Genomic DNA, 20857 nt, shown 5'->3' on the forward strand with positions numbered 1-20857 from the left:
GAATTGCCCTTTGTAGTCGACACTCCACAGTTGATTCGCGCTCGTAGCCGCCTTGAGCGGTTGAATCGAGCGGGGAGTACGCTGAACTCGACGACGTGTTGGGCGACGACTTTGCCATTGCAAGCCATTGATACCCAAAGCGTGATAGCGCTGCACCCATTTGTAGCCCGTTTTACGACTGATCCCATACAGCAAACATAAGGTCTTGAAGGCTAAATCGCCCCGTAAATATTCAGCGATAAATTTCACTTTTTCATCCATCGGTTTCACCTCATTCCACGGCATCACGTACTCCAGTTGTGCGTATCACAAACCAGAGAAGTGTTACCTATGTCCTTGGACGAATGTGTTACCTATGAGTGTGAACCTTACCGGGTCGCCTTCTTTGGCTTCGTTTCTTGGCGAAGCAAGAAACGAAGGCCCCGCGGTGGCTAACCGCTCCAAAATCAACGTGCCGAAGGTACTAATAAAAAAGAGCTTTAGACTTTGGTTAACGCACACGCGGGTTTCCCCGCTCCCAATACAATAAGTAAAATCCACAAGTAAGTAAAAATACGTGCTGGGCTGCGCCTCGCCGTATAATCGGCTTACCTTCTTTGGGATAGCCACCATGCAGCCTTACGTAACCCGCCGTGCAACCTTGTCCACACGCTTAGCTGCTGGTGTGGTTATTGTGCCGAATACGACAGAAATCATTCGCAATGCCGATACAACTTATCCGTTTCGCTATGATTCCGGCTTTTATTACCTCACTGGTTTTAATGAGCCTGATGCCGTTTTTGTGCAGGTTATTGGCGAGACAGGTACGCAAAATATCCTGTTCTGTCGCCCCAAGGATTTAGAGCGCGAAATCTGGGATGGCCATCGCCACGGCCCTGATGCTGCCTGCGAGCTGTTTGGCTTTGATGCGGCTTATTCCATTGAAGAGCTCGACAATAAAATGGTTGAGCTATTACAAAACCAGCCCCGCCTGCATACCGTGTTTGGTCACAATGCCGCATGGGATAGCCGGGTGAGTAGCTGGGTTAACGGCGTGCGCGCCAAGGTACGCAGCGGTATCACCGCTCCAAATGAAATCGCCGATGTGCGCGGCACGATCGCCGAAATGCGTTTATTTAAAGATGAGTTTGAAATTGCCCTCTTGCGTAAAGCAGGGCTGATTAACTCTGCTGCCCACGTTCGCGCCATGCGCTTTGCCCGCCCTGGGCAAATGGAATACGAAGTAGAAGCCGAAATCCTGCACGATTACTATCGTCAGGGTAGCCGCTTTCCAGCTTACTCCAGCATTGTGGCCTCAGGAGCCAATGCCACCTGCCTGCATTACGGCGATAATAATCAGCGCATGAACGACGGCGATTTACTGCTGATTGATGCCGGTTGCGAGATCGGTGGCTATGCATCAGACATCACCCGCACTTTCCCAGTAAATGGCACCTTCAGCGGCCCGCAAAAAGACGTTTACGAAATCACCCTCGCCGCCCAATACGCCGCGCTCGACGTTTGCCGCGCAGGTAAAAGCTGGAACGCGCCGCACGAAGCGGCCGTGCGTGTACTGACACAGGGCATGCTTGATTTGGGCTTATTACAAGGCTCGCTCGATGGCGCACTTGAATCGCTGAGCTATAAGCAGTTTTATATGCACAACACCGGCCACTGGATGGGGCTGGATGTACACGATGCAGGCGCTTATAAAATCAAAGGCGAATGGCGCAATCTAGAAGCGGGGATGGTGATGACGGTAGAGCCGGGTTTTTACATCCGCCCAGCCGCCAATGTGCCCAAGCACTTTGAAAACATTGGTGTGCGTATCGAAGACGATGTACTGATTACCACGAATGGCATGGAAAACCTGAACGCCAGCTGCCCGAAAACCGTGGCAGAAATTGAAGCGATTATGGCAAGGTAAGGTAGCAAGTAAACCCGCGAATTTGCTTTAAAAAAGAGATAAAAAAGCGAATACGCGGGTCTGCCTAGGGCATTGCCCGCAAAGCCACATCGAGCTGATCAATGACTTCGGCCCAATCAGCGTCATCTTCAAGCTCTTCCTGCAAAAACGCAGCCTGGCTCTCCGTCCAGAACGGGGCCTTAATTAAGGAAAAATGAGGAGCCAGCGGTGCGTGCAGCATAATAAACGCCGCAATATCGTCATCGCCTGATGCCAGACCGAGTTGAGCAAACAGGGCATTAATATGGTGAGTAAATTTTTCCACGGACCACTCCTGCAAAAAGAGATTGAGGCTTATAGCTTGGCTTAGCCATATTCAAATCGGCAAACAATCTGCCAATCGACAAGACCAAGGTTAAGTTTTACACACGTAAACAACAAAGCAAAACCCCATAAATTACTGATGAGCTTCAGCTTTGCTCCAAAAATAGCCAAAATAGTCTTATCGGGCGCGCCAGCGGCTTTTTGCCCATAGCTTTTGCTCGGCTTCGGTCATGAAGCTCCATGCCACCACCCGGCTGATTTTATTACCTTGCGCCATATCCAGCGTTTTAACCTGAATTGCACCAATTCTTTCTAAGGCCTGATAAACCAGTGGCAAGTTATCTTGCTTGGAAACGAGGGTAGAGAACCACAGGCATTGCTGCTTAAACGGGCGGCTTTGCGAAATCATGGTGCGCACAAAACGCATTTCACCACCTTCACACCACAGCTCATTACTTTGTCCACCAAAATTAAGTACCGGCGGCGGCAGGCCTTTACCCTTGGCGTGCCCCGTGCCCAAGCTGCGTAATTTACGACGTGTACCACCGGCAGCATCCGCAGCAGAGGAATGAAACGGCGGGTTGCACAGGGTGAATTCAAATAAATCGGTAGGCTGAATCAAGCCTTCAAAGATATTTTCTGCATCTGCCTGATAACGGCAAACAAGGCCGTCTTTCAAAACTTCATTACGCTCAAAAATCTCATAAGCATTATCCAGCGCCAAATCATCGGTATCGCTGCCGACAAACTGCCAGCCATACGCCACTTTACCCAGCATAGGGTAGATGGCATTCGCGCCCACACCGATATCCAGCACCTGCACGGCAGCGCCACGCGGCACAACGCCTTTATTGCTGGTGGCAAGCAAATCAGCCATGGTGTGTACATAATCTGCGCGACCCGGAATCGGCGGGCAAAGATAACCTTCTGGTAAGCCCCATTCTTTAATGCCATAAAAGTGGCTGAGTAAGGCGCGGTTTAACGTTTTTACTGCGGCCGGATCAGCAAAATCAATTGATTCATCGCCATAGGCATTGGGGACCACAAAGGGCGCCAGATCCGGGCAACTGACGATCAGCGCAGGGAAATCATAGCGGCCACGATGAGGGTTACGCGGGTGAAGATTGTTTTTAATAGCGGGGAATTCTTTTTTTTCAGACATTGTAGCTGCTGCCGTACGGGGTAATCATTGGCCGAACCTTAACAGAAACGAGGGATTGCCAATATGTAAACTGGCATTTAGATCTGTTAGGCGGGATAAGGCGGGAATCATACTGCCATCCATCATGCAGAAGCACTACGCGGAGCCGCGCTCCGCGCATTGCACTTTATTCAGTGGCTAAAAACGGGTGTGTTGCAAAATTCTGGGCAATTTTTTCCAGCTGGCGAAGTGTATCGCCGCGCAAGGCATGGATGCCGTTATCGCCTTGGAAATTAGCACGCACTGCGGCAGAAAAATGCTCACGCAGCCATTTGCTGGTCATCTCGACGGCTTCATCGCTGTCTGAGCCTTCAAACCACATGCTTTGTACGTGGGCAGGGTCATAAAAAATGGTTGATTGCACATCGACCACCGGCACCTTCACTGCAGCTTTATCGCTCCAGCGAACACAAGCAAGTAATTGCACGCTGCCTTTTTTGCCGGCTGGGGTTTTAATCACCCAGATGCGATCAGGGAAACTTTCGCTCAGCTCAGCCAGTTTGCCACGAGACGAACGAAACCAGCCAATGTGCCCAGCAGCCATGTCTGCTTTTACATCTTTCCAATAGTACAAAACATCCATATTGAAGACTTCCTTAGTTCGTTAAACACTTACATCCTTTGCAGGCTGATTAGCCACGCTCAAGCTTTGCAAGATTAAAGATGCTTGCCGCTAGATTAGCGCAGGCCATTTAAACCCAGCCGCCCTTTAAGAAGGTAACTTAAAAAGCACTCACAAATCCAACGATCATTACAATTTGTTGTGTCTAAGCGATGACTCTTCTGCTTTTTTTAATCTGCAAGCACAAAACAGCGCTGATTTATGACAAACACACAGCGCGTTTTATCTATTACCTAAAACGGTAAAAATACTTATTAAATAGTATAAACAAGTAATGACCCCACGCCATCTGGATAATTTACTTGTTCAGCTACAGAAACAGCTTTAAGTTTATCCCATTATCAAGCAGCTAAGCGCATCAAACAGTGCCTATACTCAGCATGATTGAGTTTTTATCTGAATTTTTTTTAAGCAATGGATCGATTCATTAAGTACCCCGGCATAAAGCTGCAGGTAATACCCTGTTTTAAAAGTCTTTATTTTAAATCTTAATTAGATAATCAATCAATTAAGTAAATAATTGGAGCAGAAAAATGCAGAAAATATTATTCAGCTTAAGCCTGCTTGCCCTGATAAGCAGCAATACATGGGCAGGGGACGCCAAAATAACTTGGCAAAATCCTGAAAAATACAGCGATATCCGTGCCTCGCATGAAGTGCAAGAGCGCTTTCAGGAAAAGCTATTTAAACATTTTGATAAAGTATTTACCGAGCTGGCGGCTCAATTACCCACAGATAGCAGGCTAGACATCACGGTAACAGATTTTGATTTAGCCGGAGAAATTATTCCTCGCCCCGGCAGTAGCTTGAATGAAGTGCGGATTATTAAAGAAATTTACAGCCCGAAAATCACGTTTAATTATGCATATACCCATAAAGACCAGATTGTCTCTGGTGCAGAAAATTTACGAGATGTGAATTATATGTCCGGCGTTGCGCGATCCAGCCACAGCGCAGAATTTGAATACGAAGAAAAAATGCTTAGGAAATGGTTTGCTAAACTGCAAAAAAACAAAACATTTCCTATTCAATAAAATAATACCCCCCGAAATAAATCCATCCTAGAGCGTCTTCGGGGGATCAACTCAATCCTATCAACTAAAGCAAAACCCACGAAAATGATGCTCTTGTAGGTTGGGTTAGCGGGTTTGTTCGTCCATTCTAGGCGGACAAAACCGCGTAACCCAACAAGTAGGCGTAAAAGAATGTTGGGTTACTCGATATATCGCGGAGTGAGGTAAACCTCGCACGCAGGCTGCTAACCCAAGCTATGAGTTCACCTTAAGTTGATAGGATTACTTATCAACTTACTTCAAAATAATATCGTGCTCTGTAACGTCCCAAGGCGGCTCACCATAATCTACCCCTGCTAATTTAGGCAGCGGCTTTGCAAAAGACGTTTTTTCAGTTGAAGCTTGTGGAGCAGCAGACGTGGCCACCTTTTGATCTATCCATTGCGAATACGGGCTTAGATCCGCTTTATCAACGATATACCACAGCTTTTTTGCCGCATCCCATTTTGCGCCCAAAGCCTTTGCACTGTCTTTTTCAGCAAAAGGCACTTTCAAATTCACCCGCATCATCAATTACTCTTTAGCTATTTATTAAATATATCTATTCAGCCCCACACACGGCGCTAGAAATCCTTACTGATATTCTGGCTTAAGCGATCCAGCCCCTCGCTCAACGCAAGTACCAGCGCATCATACCCTGCCCCCTGCTGCGCCACTTCCAGATAAAAAGGCGATTGCATTAAGAGCTTTTGCTCTGCATTGCGTAATGTCCAACGCCCACCAAGCAGCGCCTTACCATCGTCCCGGCCATTAAACTGGCTTAGCTCTATGGTCAGCGTACTGATTCGCGCATCGGGGGCAGAGCCCAGCCAAAGCTGGTTGGGCTGGTATTGCTGCATTCTTGCAACCAAAACCCGCTTCACGCCCTCTTGTACTCTTTCTGCCCACAGGTTTTGCTGGGCCAGCGTCAGTCCCACCTCGCCCTGCTGATAAGCAATTCCACCCGCAGACAAGAAATCAGCCAGTTTGATATCCAGTAATACAACAGGGCGATCAACGCTGCCTGCAAGCGTTGGGGGTAAGGGCACATCAGGCAAGCGATAATAGCGGGTAACAGGCACGCTGCTGCAGGCCGTAAGCAAGCACAACAGCGCTAAGATAATACGCGTTTTCATGGCTTAGCTCCTTTAGGCTGAACATCCTCTTGCTTGCGATCAAACAAGAGTACGTTGGGTTTTTCATTCAGCGTGCGAATCACAGGCCGTGCTTCTTGTAAGACTTGATTCACACTCTCTAAGGTGCGGTTTAGCTCCCCATAAGCAGCAGATTGCCCGGAGTAATCGCCCAAGGTGCTGTTTAAGGTGTTTAAAGTATCCTGAACCTTACTTAAAGTGCGTTGCACTTCATCAGGCAGGCCTTGTAGCTGTGGCTGCTGGGCAAAATCATCGAGCGTTTTAACTAAGGTGCGCACATCGCCGGCCAGCTTGCCCGTTTCATCGAGTGTTTTATTGCCCTGCGCCAACACGCCTTCAACTTTTAGCGCGTTCAGCTTATCCAGCAAGGCAATCACCTTGTTTTCGATCTGCGCCAAACCACCGTCCCCCGTAGGCAACACGGCCAGATTAGCGTAGCGCTCCAACACTTTAGCCCGTGCCTTGCCGCTAAAATCAACATCCACATACAGAGCACCGGTCAGCAAATTGCCATTTTTCAGCTTTAAAACCATACCGCTGGCAACTTGAGTAGCGATCACTTTGCGCCAATAATCATCGCTTTCCTTATCGGCCCCTGTAGCCAAGCGCCCCAACTCTAGGTAAATCAGTACCGGAATGCCATGATCTTTACGCGTTTTATTTTCTAATTTAGGGATTAAATAAGGCACCGCGCCCACCGTACCAATTCGCAGGCCGCGCAATTCAACCGGAGCACCGGGCTTTAAACCACGCACCGAATCGCTGAAAAGCGCGATATAAGGCAGCCGCCGCTCAAACAGGGGCTCTAAAGAGCTTGATTCATCAGTAAACAGTGTAAAGCGAGTCTGATCACTCACCTGCTCGCCCATCGGCATATTATCGGGCACGCCAAAAGCAATCCCGCCTGACAACATCGATTCCATTGACCCAGTATTGAGCTTGATTCCATCCGCGCTCAGCGCCAGCTGTACGCCACTGGCCACCCAAAAGCGTGAATTCACCGTCACAAGGCGATCATAGGGGTGCTGAATAAACAGGCGATAATTCATTTGCCGCTGTTCAGGGTCAAAATCTGCTTTTTCTACCCTGCCCACTTCAAAATTTTGATAGAGCACCGGGTCACCCACGCTCAAGACCTTTACGCCTCGCCCCGATAAAGCCAAGCGTAGCCCCGGCACATCAGCAGCTGTCACGGGTGGCTCATTCAGTACGATAAATTCATTCTGCAAATTCTTTGATTTACCCGGATTAAGCTGAATAAACGATCCCGACAAGAGTGTTGATAATCCACTGATACCACTGCGATCTACCCTTGGCTTAACCATCCAAAACTGGCTGTCTACATTTAATAAATCACGCGCTTCCAGATCCAGCCTTGCGGTAACGCGAACCCGATTTTTGACCGAATCCAACTCCACATCGATGACTTTCCCCACATTCACCGACAAAACCTTCACCGTAGTTTTGCCGACCTCAATCCCCTCGGCGTTAGGCATATACAAAACGATTTCCGGCCCCTGATGCCGCCATGTGTCGTACACCATCCACGCCCCCACCAAGAGCGCAGCCAAAGGCACCAGCCAAATCAATGAAACCCGCCTTAGCCAGCCTATTTTTGCTTGCGGTAGTTCCGCGTTTTTTTCTACTTCATTTTCCATCGGGATAATCCTGTCAGTCCTGCGCGCAGGCAGAAATTCATCACAAATTCATGCTTATTTATTTTCATTAGAAGGATGTGCATCCCAGATCAGGCGCACATCAAAACTTAAAGCAGCCAACATGGTAAATACCACTACGCCAGCAAAAGAAACCGCGGCCACGCCGGGAAATACCGACATCAATTTCCCCATATGAATTAAAGCCACCAAAATCACCACCACAAACACGTCCACCATCGACCAGCGCCCAATCAGCTCGGTCATGCGATACAGCTTGGTGTAGTGCAAAGCGCTTTTACCGGGCTTGCTTTGAGCTGCAATGCACAGCAAAGCAATCGAAATAAACTTCACCAGCGGCACCGCCACGCTGGCTACAAAAATAATGATGGCTACCGGATAGGAACCCATATTCCATAACAGCACTACCCCTTCCAAAATAGTAGAAGGCACACTGTCCCCCAGTGATTCGGTAATCATAATGGGATACACATTGGCAGGCACATAGAGCAAAACGGCAGTTAGCAGCAAGGCCCAGGTCATGGCCACACTATGCGGCTGGCGCGAATAAATTTTGGCGTGGCAACGCCCGCATTTCTCTGCGTTGTGAGCATTAAAAAAGCCACACACCGGGCAAGACTTTGCCCCTTTCTCCCGCAGCTGCTGTGCAGGCAATCCGTCTAAATGATCTAATTGAAAACCAAACCAGTGCACATCAAATACCGTTACCGTTTTAGTCAGTGCAATCGAAAACAATAACATCGCCCAAAATGACAAACCCAAACCGATTTGTGCCAATGAAGCCAGCTTAATCAAGCTCACTAAAATACCAATCACAAATACATCGGCCATCATCCATGGCTCTAGCCGGATTGCTAAACGCAATACGCTGCGCATACCCGGCAAATGTATTGACCATTTCAGCGCCATCGCCAAATAAATCACGGCACATAGAAACATCGCGGGGGTAAGTAATACGCAGCTTAACAATACATTGGCCACAATACCAAAATCTGCTTCAACCAAAGCCTTTGCACTACTGAAAAAAGTCATTTCGCTTTCTACACCGGCAATATGCAAATTAAGCAAAGGAAAAGCGCAGCTTAATAGCAATAAAATCAACGCAGTAAGCGCATAAGCCATCGGTGTATCAAAGGGATGGAGCGGCACGCTACATAGATGATGACCACAGCGCACGCAGCTTGCTTGCTGCCCGGCGTGTAATTCATCCAACCTTTGCAATAAATCGCACTGAGCGCAGCGCACATCATGAGCAGGCAAAGCCGACTGTTGCCTATCCACCGCTCGAGAATAAGCAAAAGTATTAAGCCACGCGAATGGCCTGCGAATAGATTTAAATTTTGTAAACAAATTAGATAAACATCCGAAGCTAAAACACCAATGGCCCGCAAATTCTGCGGGCCAAATGCCAGTTTCCAACACGAGCCTAGCTGCGCATCAGCGCGCATCCGGCAAACTGTACCAGAGCACAAGCTCAATACTTATTTCTTATTCAACTCATCACTCACCATATATTTAGAACCATTCACAGTCGCTTCTGCTGTCAGGCCATTTTCGGTGAATTGATAAACAAATACATCCTTGGCCAAATGCTTCGCCCCTGCAATTTGAACGCCTGCTTTGCCAGCCTTAGCGGCCGCACCTGCTTCACCGCTTGCACTCCAGCCAGAGGAGATAAACTTGTTATAGGCTTCATTACTGGTAAACACCCAAACCTCGCGCGTTTCTTTTGCGCCCAAGCCAATGCCCAGCTTACCTTGCAACATATCCATATACGTGCGCTTGCCCGCTGCAATGGCTACCCCATCTCCACCACCGATCCCCACAAACATCGCCTGAAAGCCCCCAGTGCGAAACACCGCATAAGCCGAAGCCTTAGCAATCTGAGATTTTGCATTAGGGAATTGTTTATAAACCTGAGCCAGCGTTTCTTGCGTCGCATGATCAATCATGGCGCGTCGCTCTGTCGGTGTCTTTTGCTCGACAGATGATTCCATATTGCCCGGCTTAACAGCAGAATCGGCCAACACAGGAAAGGCCAGCATTGTAGTAATTGCAAATATCGTTGAACGTAATCGCATAATTAAACTCCTGATAAATTTAAGAAACTTACTTACAAAAATGTAATTTAAGCATTTTAAAATAATTCAGTCTTTAACTATTAGCCCCGTTATTAAGATACCTACAAGCTAACATGTTTAAGGTAGGTAAAGTAAAACACAAATAGTAAAAAATATATGTCAGTGGATTCTGATTTTTAACGTAAATATGTCACATTAAAAATCATGCCATTAAAAATATAACATACCCTATATTTAAATTTTATTAACTAATGAACATTTTAATTTCCTGATAATACTTTATTACTCAATGCGCTTTTCTGATGAATCTCTTGAATGCTCACGTTTTATTTTAAATCGAAAAAAACCCGCATGTAGCACCAAATAAAGCATACCATTTTAACCCGCCCAGCAATATTTATAATGCCTTTGAATAAGAGGCATCATCAGTGTAAATTTTGTTTGAGTGAGTAATATGATAGTGATGCAAACGATAAAGCCAGAAACATACCAAAATCTTTTCTAATTATCAGCATTGTCTAATGCGCTTTTAAAGAGCGAATCGCTGCCGCTTTAAACTCAGCAAAATCCGCACACTCCAGCAAACGCGCGCTGGCGCATTCCCTAATTAAAGAGATAAATAAATCGTAAATCGCCATCGCCTCTTCGTAATCTTCCTTGCTAATCGCCAGCAAGAAAATCACCGAAGCCACCGCGCCATCGCCCCAAGCGACGCCCTGAGGGGCAAGCACGGTATAGACCACGGAGCGCTTGGCAAGCAGGCCCAAGGAATGCGGCACGGCAATGCCATCGCCTTGAATCGTAGATAAAATCGCCTCGCGCTCGGTGACAGAAGGATAAAAATCCTCGTTCACAATGCCTTCTTGCTCTAATTGCAGGCACAGGCGCTGAAACAGTGCCTCTTGGGTAATCGGCTCATCAATGCGCAAAAAGTGTTTAGCATCAAAATAGCGATCAAGCATATAGGGATGAGCGCGGTTGATCTCTACCGTTTTGGCCAATTGCTCTAGCTGAAACTCGGTAGGAAACGGCGACACCACAATCACCGGCTTGCCCTTGTTGTCTAGCGGCTGGGTAGAGATCACAAAGTCGTCAGTTACCCCATCTAAGGCGTAATAATCCTGCTGCGAGATTGATTGACTCAGCAATACCTGCGGGAATTTTCGCTGCAACATCGCCTCAATCATCCGCGTGGTCGAATTGCCCATATCGCACACCAGCAAGGCCTGCGGGCGGCAGACAAAGGCAATTTGATAATGCCGCTCCAGCCCCACGCCAATATGCAGCACCAAATAGCCAATTTCATTTTCACTCACTTGATAGGCCGTGTGCTTGGCCCAGCTGGAAACCGCGCTTAGGGTAAAATCGTAGGCTAGAGCGTAATGCTGCTTGATATCGGTCAGCACGGGATTGGGCAAATTAATCTGATAGCGCAAACGCGTAATCATGGTTTTAACGTGGGTGAGCAAATCCAAGCGCAGGCGGTTATCGTGGCGCAAATCATAGTGATAATGGCGGTTGATATAATCCAGAATATAGCCAACCAAGGCTTCGGCATCGTCGGCATTAATCGTGTCAGGCAAGATACCCTGCACGCTGCGGGCGGCGATATTAACAGCTAAAAAGTGCGTTTCAGCGCTTGATAGCTCGCAGTGCGTGATTTGCCTCAGCTCCGCCACCAAATCACTGGCAAGGGCGGCCACGTCTAGGCTCACCTCTTCCCCCGATCGCTCTTCAATCGGGAAACCCTCGCTAATTCTTTTACTTGCTACGGCGCAATATTGGCTCAAAAAATGAAAGCCTTCATCGCTTAAGCGCACCGAGCTATGCGCAAGTAAACGTGGCAGAGTGCTCACAAAAGTCATCGCAGCATTGGCTAAAACCGGATCACTCGCCAGCAGCGGATGGTGGTTTTCTTCACGGCGCAGCTGGCAGAGTAAATCGCTTAAACACACCCGAATCGCCGATTCCCTACCCATTAGCTTCATGCCGTAATGCGGCCGCGTTTCGATGCTTAATTGATATTGAGCAAGCTGGCTGCGCACCTCGGCCATATCCATTTGCAGCACCGCACGATTCACATACCAAGAATCCGCAAGATCTTGCAATTTAAGCGAATAGGCCGAGGTCAGAAAACTCATCAATAAATATTGAACCCGCTCGCCTGCGGTACGTGGCAGCGCTTTGCTCGATTGATGGCTTAAAGTCAGCAGAGCAAAGCGCTCTTCATTATGAATACTGAGCACATAGCCTTCCCCGCGCTGCAAAACAAATTGCGCGCCATGCTCGAGTAAAGTCTCATTCAGCGCCGTAATATCGGTGCGCACCGTGCGCGTAGACACCGAAAACCGACGTGCCAGCTCATCCTGCGGCAGCGTTTCTGCCTGCAAAGTACGATAAAGCAAAGCCAGACGCTTATAAGGAAAACGAACCATAATGACCTTAAGCCCTGCAAGGCGCGCTTCTTCATCACAAGAATCACGCCATACTGAAATAAATCGATCAATCAAAGTCGCCTAAATCAGCGCGAAGCGAACAACAATGCTAGCTCTAGTAAGTTGCCAAGAGGCATTTTCAGATTACGAAGACTCGCCAGATCAGCAAAGGTAAATAGCCCCAATAGCATGCAGTGTATGTAGGGCGTGTGAAACCCGCGAGCGATGCTGAAAAATACGCGGGTTGCAGCCCATGTGCGCTAAGCAAAATACAAAAAGATCTTTTTAGTGCCTTCGGCACGTTGATTTTGGAGCGGTTGGCCACCGCGGGGGCCTTCCTTTCTTGAACGGCCAAGAAACGAAGCCAAGCCACAACCCCAAAAACACGAAGACCCCTGCGCTGCGGACCATCGAGTCGGCGGCGGGCGGGATTGGCTCGCTGCCTCGCTCCCAAGCGATCCCCCGCCCCGCTTGTTCCTCACTCCGGCGTGTTTCAAGGGGACTTTAAAAAGCCCTATGCAGAAAGCGTAATCATTACATTTTTCGCTGTTTGCTAATGAAAAAGCAATTTGGTTAGCTCGTATAGGATTAAACCGCACACTTACACCAGCTTTGCCTTCACCATCGCCAACAAAGTTGCCACATCTTCTGGGCGGGTGTTGCCGCTGGCTTTGTCGATAATCGAGCTATAAATATGGGGAATGATTTTTGTGACCCCAGCATCCAACGCGATGCTCAGGATTTCTTCAAAGTTTTGCAGATCAATCCCTCCGGTTGGCTCTAGCCAGAAATCATTGGCCGCGCAGGCTTGGGCCACGGCGATATATTCGTCGCGGTATTTCAGGCCGTCCATTGAGAAATATTTCACCGAATTGCCGCCCATATCTTTCAGCATGGCGATGGCGGTGGCAACCGGCACAATCCCGTCTGCCTGTTGGCTGCTTAAAGGGCCGGTCGAAATTTTTACCATGCCAACTTGGCCGGTCGGTGAAATCAAGCCATTCACCACCGTATTATCCTGGCCAACTAGAGCACGGGCTGGGCCTACTCCGGTGAACACTTGGTTGATATGCTGCGGCTGAATCTGGCGGCTGATCTCATTCACCATTGCCGATTGCCGAGGATCGCCTGCTCCTAAACCCACAGAAATTGCATTCTCAATCAGCTGGGCATAGGCCTGCATATCTTCAACGGCACTGGCCACATCGGGGTAGTTTTTAGAAAGCAGCCCCACCACCACGGCGCCCTCTGCGGCCTGATAAATATCCACGGCATTTTGCTTAGTGCCGCCTAAAACATTCAAACACACGCGATCACGATAGAAATTTGGGCTTAATTGGCTTAATTTCATAGTCATTTTTCCTTTAACAATTGCTGAATCTGCTCGCTGATCGTGCTGAGCTGGCTATCGCTGACGCTGCGCACATCCACCTCAACCTTGCCTTCATTGACTTTATATTCACGGAAATAAATAGCGATGGGGCCCCCTTTAAGCGCGGCCACCATTTCGACGGCGCTGCGGCCCAAAGCGGCCTGATTAAAGGCTATTTCTGTACGGGCAATATCGCGCCCTGCGCCATCCCAAACTACTTTGGCGCTCACGCCATGAATCTCGTTAAGCGCCGCAATAAAGGGCCGCATTTTGGCGACCATTTGCTCGCCGCTTTCTTTCTCACGCAAGAGATAGCTTTCAATGGCGCAAGTCAGGCCCAGAATGCCTTCTTTGCCAACCTTCATCGCGCGGCCTATACCTTTGCCCTGCTTTTTAACCCAAGCCACATACTGCTCACGGCCCAGCACTAGGCCACTCGAAGGACCTTCGATGGCTTTTGCGCCGCTGTAAATCACCAAATCAGCGCCAAGCTGATAATAAAGGCGCAAATCTTCTTCGGCGGCCGCGTCCACAATCAAAGGCACGCCATGGCTTTTAGCTACGGCCACAGCCTCTGCCACGCTCAACATGCTTTTTTGCACGGTATGGTGCGATTTGATATATAAAATCGCGGCGGTATTGGGCGTAATCACCGCAGCCAGCTGCTCGCTCGAGCATTCATTGGCCCAACCCGCTTCAACCACTTTGCCACCGCCAAGCGCCACCATCGTCGCCACCGGCGCGCCGTAATTCACGTTATGACCTTTTGCCAGCACAATTTCGCAAGGGCCATGAATAGGCTTGGCATGCAGATTCAGCAGCAAATCTGCATCGTCTTTAATAATCACAGCGGCCACAGCCTGAGCGATTCCGGCGGATGCGCAAGACACCACCACCGCGCTTTCTACCCCTAGCAAACCCGCAATATATGCACCGGTTTTATCGACTAAATCTTGCATCTCGAAATAATGATTTAGCCCCAGATTAACCGCCGCCACCACCTCAGGCTGCGGGGTAGACACGCCAAGAATGGTCATCCGCCCAGAAGCATTAATCACCGGTTTGAGTTGGTACTTTTTATAAATCGAAGACATGATCTTTTTTTCCTTCTTCAGTTACAAATACCTTTCCCGCGACAATCGCCGCCAAAGGCCTGAGTTGGTGATCAGAAATAAGCGATTCGCCCTCACAATCGCGCTGAGTATTGGGCGTTTTATCTAAGGCAAAAATCGAGATATCGGCATCAAAGCCAACAGCCAGTTGGCCTTTGCTAGGCAGATTAAGCGCCTTGGCGGCATTGGCGGTGACGCAGCTAATCACCTGTTCCAAGCTCATGCCCAAAGACAGAAACTTTGCCATCACTGGGGCCAAGCCATAGACCGGGCCAGCAATGCGATTGCGGCAGTAAATATCCGAGCTAATCGTGTTCGGCAAAATGCCCTGAGCAATCGCTTGCCTTGCCACCGCAAAACTAAAGCTCGCCCCGCCGTGGCCCACATCGAGGCAAACACCACGCTGAATCGCCCGATAAATACTAGGCCGCACCACGCCTTCGGCATTCAAAATGCGATTGGGTTTGCCGTTATAGCAGTGGGTTAAAATATCGCCCTGATCGAGTAGCTCGGCAATATCATCCAAATCGGGCGGGGTATTACCCACATGCACCATCAGCGGCAGATGGCGATGTTTTTGCTGAATCGCTTTGGCCATTTGCAAAGGGATAATTCCATTGCCCCCCACCACACTCGCACTTAAACGCGCTTTTAAGCCAACGATAAACTCAGGGAATTGGCCAATTGCCTGGCTGGCGGCGGCCTCATCAATATCGGCCAGATCGGCCAGCTCGTGCTGAGTAATCAAACCGATACGTGAAATATTCAATAAAGCCCGCACCTCGGTCTGGCAGGCCTGCGCCAGCTGATAAAAATGCGCAATATCATTAGCACCACAACTACCCGCATCCACCACCGTGGTCACACCGCCCGCTATGCCGACTAAATCGGGCTGATCGTTATAAATAGGCGAGGCAGAATAACAATGCACATGGCCATCAATCCAGCCTGCGCTGGCATAAAACTGACCTTTTAAATCCATAGTTTGACGAGCTTGGGCATTGATCTGGCCAATGGCCGCAATCTTGCCGTCCTTCATCGCAATATCAAAAATGGCATCGTCTGAAGGACTCACAGCACGACGGATGATTAAATCAAACATGGGATTCCTTTTTTTTTGCTGCTTATACCGCATCCAAGCTGAGCCAACGCCTGCAGTGTCTTTCGTAGGGCGGGTAAAACCCGCCGAGCAATACTAAGCCAAGTCAACAAGACTTTTTTTAGTGCCTTCGGCACGTTGATTTAGGTGCGGGCGTCCCGCTGGACCTTCCTTTCTTGCACGGCCAAGAAACGAAGCCAAAGAAGGCCGCCCCAGCCAGCACGAAGGCTCCTCACTGCGGATAATCAGCTCGGCGAAAAAGGCTGCTCGCTCGCTGCCTCGCTACCCCTTTTCCGAAACCCCGATCCGCTTATTCCTCGCTTCGGCGTGCTTCAAGGGGGGGGGGGATTTAAGCCCCGTGCCTAGAGTCGCGAGATATATCCATTTTGCTGCGGTTGAAACTACTCAAAACCACATAACAGCTCAATTCCAAATAGTTTTTCTCCGTGAAACTCCGTGTTCTCTGTGGCCTCCGTGGTTCAAGATTTGGGTTTCCCAGCAGCAAATCAGTAAATCAAACAATCGCCACCGGAAACACCGAGCCAAACAACATCGCGCCTAAAATCGCGCCACCGGTTATGGGCTTGCCCCAGAGGTAAAAGGCTAAAGCGCCGATTAAAGAACCCACGCCAATCGGGATGGATGCGCCAATGGCGGTGATGATGATCAAGGGGCCTAGAAAACGCCCCGATGAATTACCCGCGCCCATCATCACGTCGGCACCAAAGGTTGAGTTGGATTGGTTCACCGTAAACTTGCGCGCTAGGATAATAATCCCGCCAATAGCGCAGCCAATCACCATGCCTGTGGCGAGCGCTGCAAAGAAGTTATCCAGCGGATAAGTCACGCCTGCGCCCAGAAGCATGGCGGGAACACCTAGGCCCACACCGGTCATAATTGCGCCGCCGATATCCAAAATGCCGACCAGCGCGCCTTCAATAATTCGTGCAAACAAAAAGCTCGCACCAAAGGCGGCCACCGCGCCATACACGCCGGTTTCCATGCCCGCACGCAGCATAGAGACAAAAGCCACTTCATTGAATGCGCCTATGCCGTAGACGTAATACATATGCGTTCCGGCAAATACCCCAGCGGACAGCAAGCCTACAAAGAAGGGGAAGCTCCAATCGGCGAACCAGAAATTACCCTGTACTTCTTCTTTAGTCAGTTCAGTCATTTTCGTCTCCTTAAGGCTTCAGCGTGTTATGCAGCAGCTCATACCAAGCCGGTATGGCTAAATGGAAGGATTGAATCATTTTCAAATCAAAGCCACGGAAGAAGGCGCTTAATACAAATAACATCACCACGCTAAACATCATCGATTTGGTGATTCTGTTCCAGCCGCCATCATCAACGCCTTTACCAATCAAGATGCCCAGCACGAGGCCCGGTACGGCATTGCCCATAATCAGCTGCGCTAGGCCACCAAAAATCGTCCCCCAAAAGCCCGAGCGTTTGCCCGCTTCAATCGCCGCCAGCCAGAAAATCACCGGCATGATGATATTGACTAGCATATTGGCCGCAGGCACCAAGACTTTAACCGCAGTGACTTGCAAAGAAGGCGGCACGGCCGAGGCGGTAGTATTCAAAAACGCCACCACCGCCATACCAATCAAGCCACAGGCCAGCGCCATTTTTCTAGGGTTGTGCAGCGTTTCGGCCAGATTTGGATTTTTGCTCAGCAGCGCGGCAGCACCCCAATGCGGAATCACACGGTGATCCACATCCTGAGTAAACGCCCCTGCCGCCACGGAAGACGCCCAGGCATTAAAAAAGAAGCCCAAGCCAAAGGAGAAATGTGAAGCCGCATCGCCTTCACAAGAATTAAGCTCGCCTAAGGTACGAAACGCGCCTATCCCCTGTGCCGTTGGCGCATGAAACATCCGCGCAGCCCCCGCCCCAACAGCAAAACCAACCAAGCCGCCAATCACCAGCGACTTCATTAATATCATCAGCAACATAACGGCCTTCCTCTTAGGACTTGGATGGGTGAGTGGTAAAGGACACCTGATCGATATCAATTGCCGTCACACTCACAATCACTTCCAGCTGCACTTTGTAATGCGAGCGAATTCGCGGCAGAAACAAGAATAAAAATCGCTCCTTGACCTGTGCCTCCTCCGCTTTGAGCACCAGCACATCTTGTGGCTCGATGCGCAGCAAGATCTTTTGGCTACCGGCCATCACGGCGCGCTGTACATGGGAGAGCGCATCGGCAAAAGCCTTAGCCTTGCTATCCCCCTTGCCGCTCACAATCACCTTGCTCTGGAAGTGTTCTTTCATTTAATTGCCGTACTTTTTCTGGTAAGCCACAACCAAGCGCTGGCCCAGCTCTTCCTTATCCATAAAGCCAAAGCCTAGGACGATGTAGCCTTCTTCAATCGCAGTAATGCCTTCTTCAACCGAGCGCATACCATATTTCGCCTTATAGCCATGCTTGGTCTGCGCCGTAATTGCCCCTGCCCCGCCGCTGCCACAAAATGAAATACCCAGCTGCGCGTTTTCAGCCTTCATCACATCGCCCAGCTTCATATCCGCAGCCACACCCGGAATCACCACCGCACGCCCCTCTGCCAATTCAACGCCAGCGCCTACTTTTTGGCCTTTACCTAAACGATCGCCAATTACCACTGTGATTTGAGTCATTTCAATTCCTTTTTAGTGAAGAGCTTATTGCAGAGATTGTTGTTACTTATTCTTTGCCACTTCAAAATGAATCGATAACAGCAGCGCTTCCTTGTTTGGCAAATTGCCAAACATCGCCGTCACCGTTTCGGATAGCCGCATCGCAGGGGCCGAAATCTCGTCAAACAAATCGGCATCAAAATCAGGCAAGCCCTCACCCGTTAAAGAGCGTCGAGCCATCGCCTTGATATGTGCATCCATCTTCATTTGCTGCACATCGCTGAGGTATTTGTTTTCCACCTCCAGCAGCTCAGCAATCTGCCCCAGCACCCGCTGTGCCAAAGCCTGAATCTCTACCTCGCTTACTTGCGCAATCTCGCTCATGTTTTCTCCAATGCCTGTAACTAGGGGATGTGATTAATTCAATGGCTTCATCGTAAGCAAAGTGAGCAGCACTTTGTACCTGTTTTATTTCCACTACAAAGTGGAAATTTTCGGGGGGATGTGGAAGTATTTTGGTGGAAGAGGCCATAAAAGACTTTGAGATGAGGCGAAAGATTTACAAAAGAAAACGGGCAAAACATATGCTGTTTTGCCCGTGGGTGACGCTAGAAAAGAAGATCAAAAATAATCTGCCTCAGATAAATATCTACCTCACAGAAACAAACGGCCTGCCTCTGCATTCTGGTATGGCTGCATAGCACCCTTTTTATAAATCAAGACTAAAATTCATCACTCAGCTAAGCAGCCAAGCGCCCAGCCAGCACCCGCTTCCCCAGCCATTGCACGGCGCTGCACAGCAGTAAATACACCAGTGCGATGAAGCCGAAAACTTCGAGTGGGTAGACTTGCTCGCGGCTATTAACCTGGCTGGCGACAAAGGTAAATTCGGCCACACCGACGATATAGGCCAGCGAGGTGTCTTTCACCAGCACCACCCACTGATTCACAAAGGAGGGCTGCACAATGCGCAGAGCTTGCGGCAGGATGATGAGACGTAAGACTTGATAGCGATTTAAGCCGCTGGCGTGAGCGGCTTCCCACTGGCCATCCGGCACGGCGCGTATGCCCGATTGCACGGTGTAAGCGAGGTATGCGCCAGAAACCAAGGACAGCGCAGCAATCACGGTGAGCACGCTGGGGATATCGATGCCAAAGGCAATCGGTAGTAAGAAGTAGCACCAAAAAATCAGCAACAAAACCGGAATAGCGCGTAGCAGCTCGCAGATTGCCAACAAAATCCGCCTCAGCCAGCCCTGGCTTAGCGTGAGGCTAATGCCCCAGACCAGCCCTAAAATACTAGCGAAGACAGCGGCGCTGGATGCCAGAATCAGCGTCAGCGCGATGCCGCCCAGCTGACCATTGGGCCAGGCTCCAACAAAAAAGAACAGCAAATTATTGCTAATCACATCCGTATTCATGCCCACCTCCGCAGGGGGTTTGCTACAGGGCCTGCTAAAGTGCGCTGCACCAGCACAATCAGCAGCACATAAAACACGCTGGCTACGGCAAAAGATTGAAATGTCAGTAGGGTTTGGGCGTCGATCTGGCGGGAACGGTAGGAGAGCTCCATCACGCCAATGGCCATGGTGAGCGAGGTGTTTTTAATGGTGTTCAGCCATTGCCCTAACAGCGGCGGCCATGCAGTTTTAATCGCCTGCGGCCAAATCACCCAGCGCAAAACATCCAAGGGGCGCAGCCCCAAGGCCCGGCCCGCATTCCATTGGCCCTGGCCCACGGCATTCATGCCAGAGCGGATATCTTCGGCAATAAACGCCATGGCGTAGAGTGATAAAGCCACCCACGCGGCGATAAATTCAAATGATGGCAGGCCAAGAAAGAGATCTCCTGCCTGCCAGAGCACATGCGGGCTATTTAGCCAGAGCATCCAATCCTCGGGCAGCAAGGAACCCACAGCAAAATACCAAAACAGCACCTGCACCAGCAGCGGGATATTGCGAATCAAATGATGCGGCAGCGCCAATATCCGGCTGCGTGACTGATGGCGGGCAATGCCCAGCAGCACGCCAGCAACAGTGCCCGCAAAAATCACGGCCACAGAGAGTAATAAAGTAATCAGCAAGCCTTGGCCCAGCGTCAGAATATGCGGCCAATCCAGCCAGCCATTGCCCAGCCATGAGGGGGGATTCATTTCCCTTACTCCAATAAAAAAATGCGCAAGGGCGAACCCTTGCGCTAAAAGTCGAGAATGTCGATAC

At 49.6% G+C, this 20857-nt stretch carries 22 protein-coding genes; 2 read left to right on the forward strand and 20 right to left on the reverse strand.

The genetic code is table 11. The features are described from left to right. A partial coding sequence (locus ACFQNF_RS12460) for a helix-turn-helix domain-containing protein (protein WP_380188277.1) occupies positions 1-285 on the reverse strand: 285 nt, incomplete at its 3' end. A gap of 325 nt (positions 286-610) precedes the next feature. Here ACFQNF_RS12460 and ACFQNF_RS12465 point away from each other — a divergent pair. Further along, complete coding sequence (locus ACFQNF_RS12465) at positions 611-1906, forward strand: aminopeptidase P N-terminal domain-containing protein (protein WP_380188278.1); 1296 nt, start codon at positions 611-613, stop codon at positions 1904-1906. A gap of 64 nt (positions 1907-1970) precedes the next feature. On the opposite strand, the gene ACFQNF_RS12470 is transcribed toward ACFQNF_RS12465, so the two are convergent. The 3 genes from ACFQNF_RS12470 to ACFQNF_RS12480 form a co-directional block, all read right to left on the reverse strand. Then, on the reverse strand, positions 1971-2210 hold the full coding sequence (locus ACFQNF_RS12470; RefSeq protein WP_380188279.1) for a DUF2789 domain-containing protein: 240 nt from the start codon (positions 2208-2210) through the stop codon (positions 1971-1973). A gap of 177 nt (positions 2211-2387) precedes the next feature. Further along, positions 2388-3371: a 23S rRNA (adenine(1618)-N(6))-methyltransferase RlmF gene (rlmF, locus tag ACFQNF_RS12475; protein WP_380188280.1), complete on the reverse strand. Its 984-nt coding sequence runs from the start codon at positions 3369-3371 to the stop codon at positions 2388-2390. Positions 3372-3537: 166 nt separating this feature from the next. Then, complete coding sequence (locus tag ACFQNF_RS12480; protein ID WP_380188281.1) at positions 3538-3993, reverse strand: hypothetical protein; 456 nt, start codon at positions 3991-3993, stop codon at positions 3538-3540. A 572-nt stretch (positions 3994-4565) separates the two neighbouring features. Here ACFQNF_RS12480 and ACFQNF_RS12485 point away from each other — a divergent pair. Then, complete coding sequence (locus ACFQNF_RS12485) at positions 4566-5066, forward strand: DUF3016 domain-containing protein (protein WP_380188282.1); 501 nt, start codon at positions 4566-4568, stop codon at positions 5064-5066. A gap of 273 nt (positions 5067-5339) precedes the next feature. On the opposite strand, the gene ACFQNF_RS12490 is transcribed toward ACFQNF_RS12485, so the two are convergent. From ACFQNF_RS12490 to ACFQNF_RS12565, 16 genes are all read right to left on the reverse strand, one after another. Further along, positions 5340-5615, reverse strand: coding sequence for a DUF5710 domain-containing protein (locus ACFQNF_RS12490; RefSeq protein ID WP_380188283.1), 276 nt, complete (start codon positions 5613-5615; stop codon positions 5340-5342). A gap of 53 nt (positions 5616-5668) precedes the next feature. Further along, on the reverse strand, positions 5669-6220 hold the full coding sequence (locus ACFQNF_RS12495; protein ID WP_380188284.1) for a PqiC family protein: 552 nt from the start codon (positions 6218-6220) through the stop codon (positions 5669-5671). Then, positions 6217-7896 carry an intermembrane transport protein PqiB gene (pqiB, locus tag ACFQNF_RS12500; RefSeq protein WP_380188285.1) on the reverse strand — a complete coding sequence of 560 codons (1680 nt, stop codon included), beginning with the start codon at positions 7894-7896 and terminating at the stop codon, positions 6217-6219. Before pqiB ends, ACFQNF_RS12495 begins: the two co-directional genes overlap by 4 nt. A gap of 54 nt (positions 7897-7950) precedes the next feature. Beyond that, complete coding sequence (locus ACFQNF_RS12505; RefSeq protein WP_380188286.1) at positions 7951-9174, reverse strand: PqiA/YebS family transporter subunit; 1224 nt, start codon at positions 9172-9174, stop codon at positions 7951-7953. 221 nt (positions 9175-9395) lie between these two features. Next, positions 9396-9995: a YSC84-related protein gene (locus ACFQNF_RS12510; RefSeq protein WP_380188287.1), complete on the reverse strand. Its 600-nt coding sequence runs from the start codon at positions 9993-9995 to the stop codon at positions 9396-9398. Positions 9996-10513: 518 nt separating this feature from the next. Next, entirely contained in the window at positions 10514-12505 is a 1992-nt protein-coding gene (locus ACFQNF_RS12515) for a BglG family transcription antiterminator (protein ID WP_380188288.1), read from the reverse strand. Between the two features lie 526 nt (positions 12506-13031). Next, a complete protein-coding gene (gene dagF / locus ACFQNF_RS12520) occupies positions 13032-13781 on the reverse strand; it encodes a 2-dehydro-3-deoxy-phosphogluconate aldolase (protein ID WP_380188289.1) in 750 nt (249 codons plus the stop codon). Between the two features lie 2 nt (positions 13782-13783). After that, a complete protein-coding gene (locus tag ACFQNF_RS12525) occupies positions 13784-14896 on the reverse strand; it encodes a DgaE family pyridoxal phosphate-dependent ammonia lyase (RefSeq protein ID WP_380188290.1) in 1113 nt (370 codons plus the stop codon). Next, positions 14880-16016, reverse strand: a complete 1137-nt coding sequence (locus ACFQNF_RS12530) for an amidohydrolase/deacetylase family metallohydrolase (protein WP_380188291.1) — start codon at positions 16014-16016, stop codon at positions 14880-14882. Before ACFQNF_RS12530 ends, ACFQNF_RS12525 begins: the two co-directional genes overlap by 17 nt. A gap of 511 nt (positions 16017-16527) precedes the next feature. Next, the gene (locus ACFQNF_RS12535) at positions 16528-17190 is read right to left on the reverse strand and encodes a DUF4310 family protein (RefSeq protein WP_380188292.1); all 663 of its coding nucleotides are present in this window, start codon (positions 17188-17190) and stop codon (positions 16528-16530) included. 10 nt (positions 17191-17200) lie between these two features. Beyond that, positions 17201-17974 carry a DUF4311 domain-containing protein gene (locus tag ACFQNF_RS12540; protein WP_380188293.1) on the reverse strand — a complete coding sequence of 258 codons (774 nt, stop codon included), beginning with the start codon at positions 17972-17974 and terminating at the stop codon, positions 17201-17203. Between the two features lie 13 nt (positions 17975-17987). Continuing rightward, the gene (locus ACFQNF_RS12545; RefSeq protein WP_380188294.1) at positions 17988-18296 is read right to left on the reverse strand and encodes a DUF4312 family protein; all 309 of its coding nucleotides are present in this window, start codon (positions 18294-18296) and stop codon (positions 17988-17990) included. Further along, complete coding sequence (locus ACFQNF_RS12550; protein WP_380188295.1) at positions 18297-18659, reverse strand: SFCGS family glycine-rich protein; 363 nt, start codon at positions 18657-18659, stop codon at positions 18297-18299. It lies immediately after the preceding gene. Positions 18660-18701: 42 nt separating this feature from the next. Next, positions 18702-19022 carry a glycine dehydrogenase gene (locus tag ACFQNF_RS12555; RefSeq protein WP_380188296.1) on the reverse strand — a complete coding sequence of 107 codons (321 nt, stop codon included), beginning with the start codon at positions 19020-19022 and terminating at the stop codon, positions 18702-18704. A gap of 356 nt (positions 19023-19378) precedes the next feature. Beyond that, on the reverse strand, positions 19379-20059 hold the full coding sequence (locus tag ACFQNF_RS12560; RefSeq protein WP_380188297.1) for an amino acid ABC transporter permease: 681 nt from the start codon (positions 20057-20059) through the stop codon (positions 19379-19381). Continuing rightward, positions 20056-20790, reverse strand: coding sequence for an amino acid ABC transporter permease (locus tag ACFQNF_RS12565; protein WP_380188298.1), 735 nt, complete (start codon positions 20788-20790; stop codon positions 20056-20058). Before ACFQNF_RS12565 ends, ACFQNF_RS12560 begins: the two co-directional genes overlap by 4 nt. Positions 20791-20857: the final 67 nt, after the last annotated feature.

It is taken from the genome of Iodobacter arcticus, assembly GCF_042664895.1.
GTDB lineage: Bacteria > Pseudomonadota > Gammaproteobacteria > Burkholderiales > Chitinibacteraceae > Iodobacter > Iodobacter arcticus.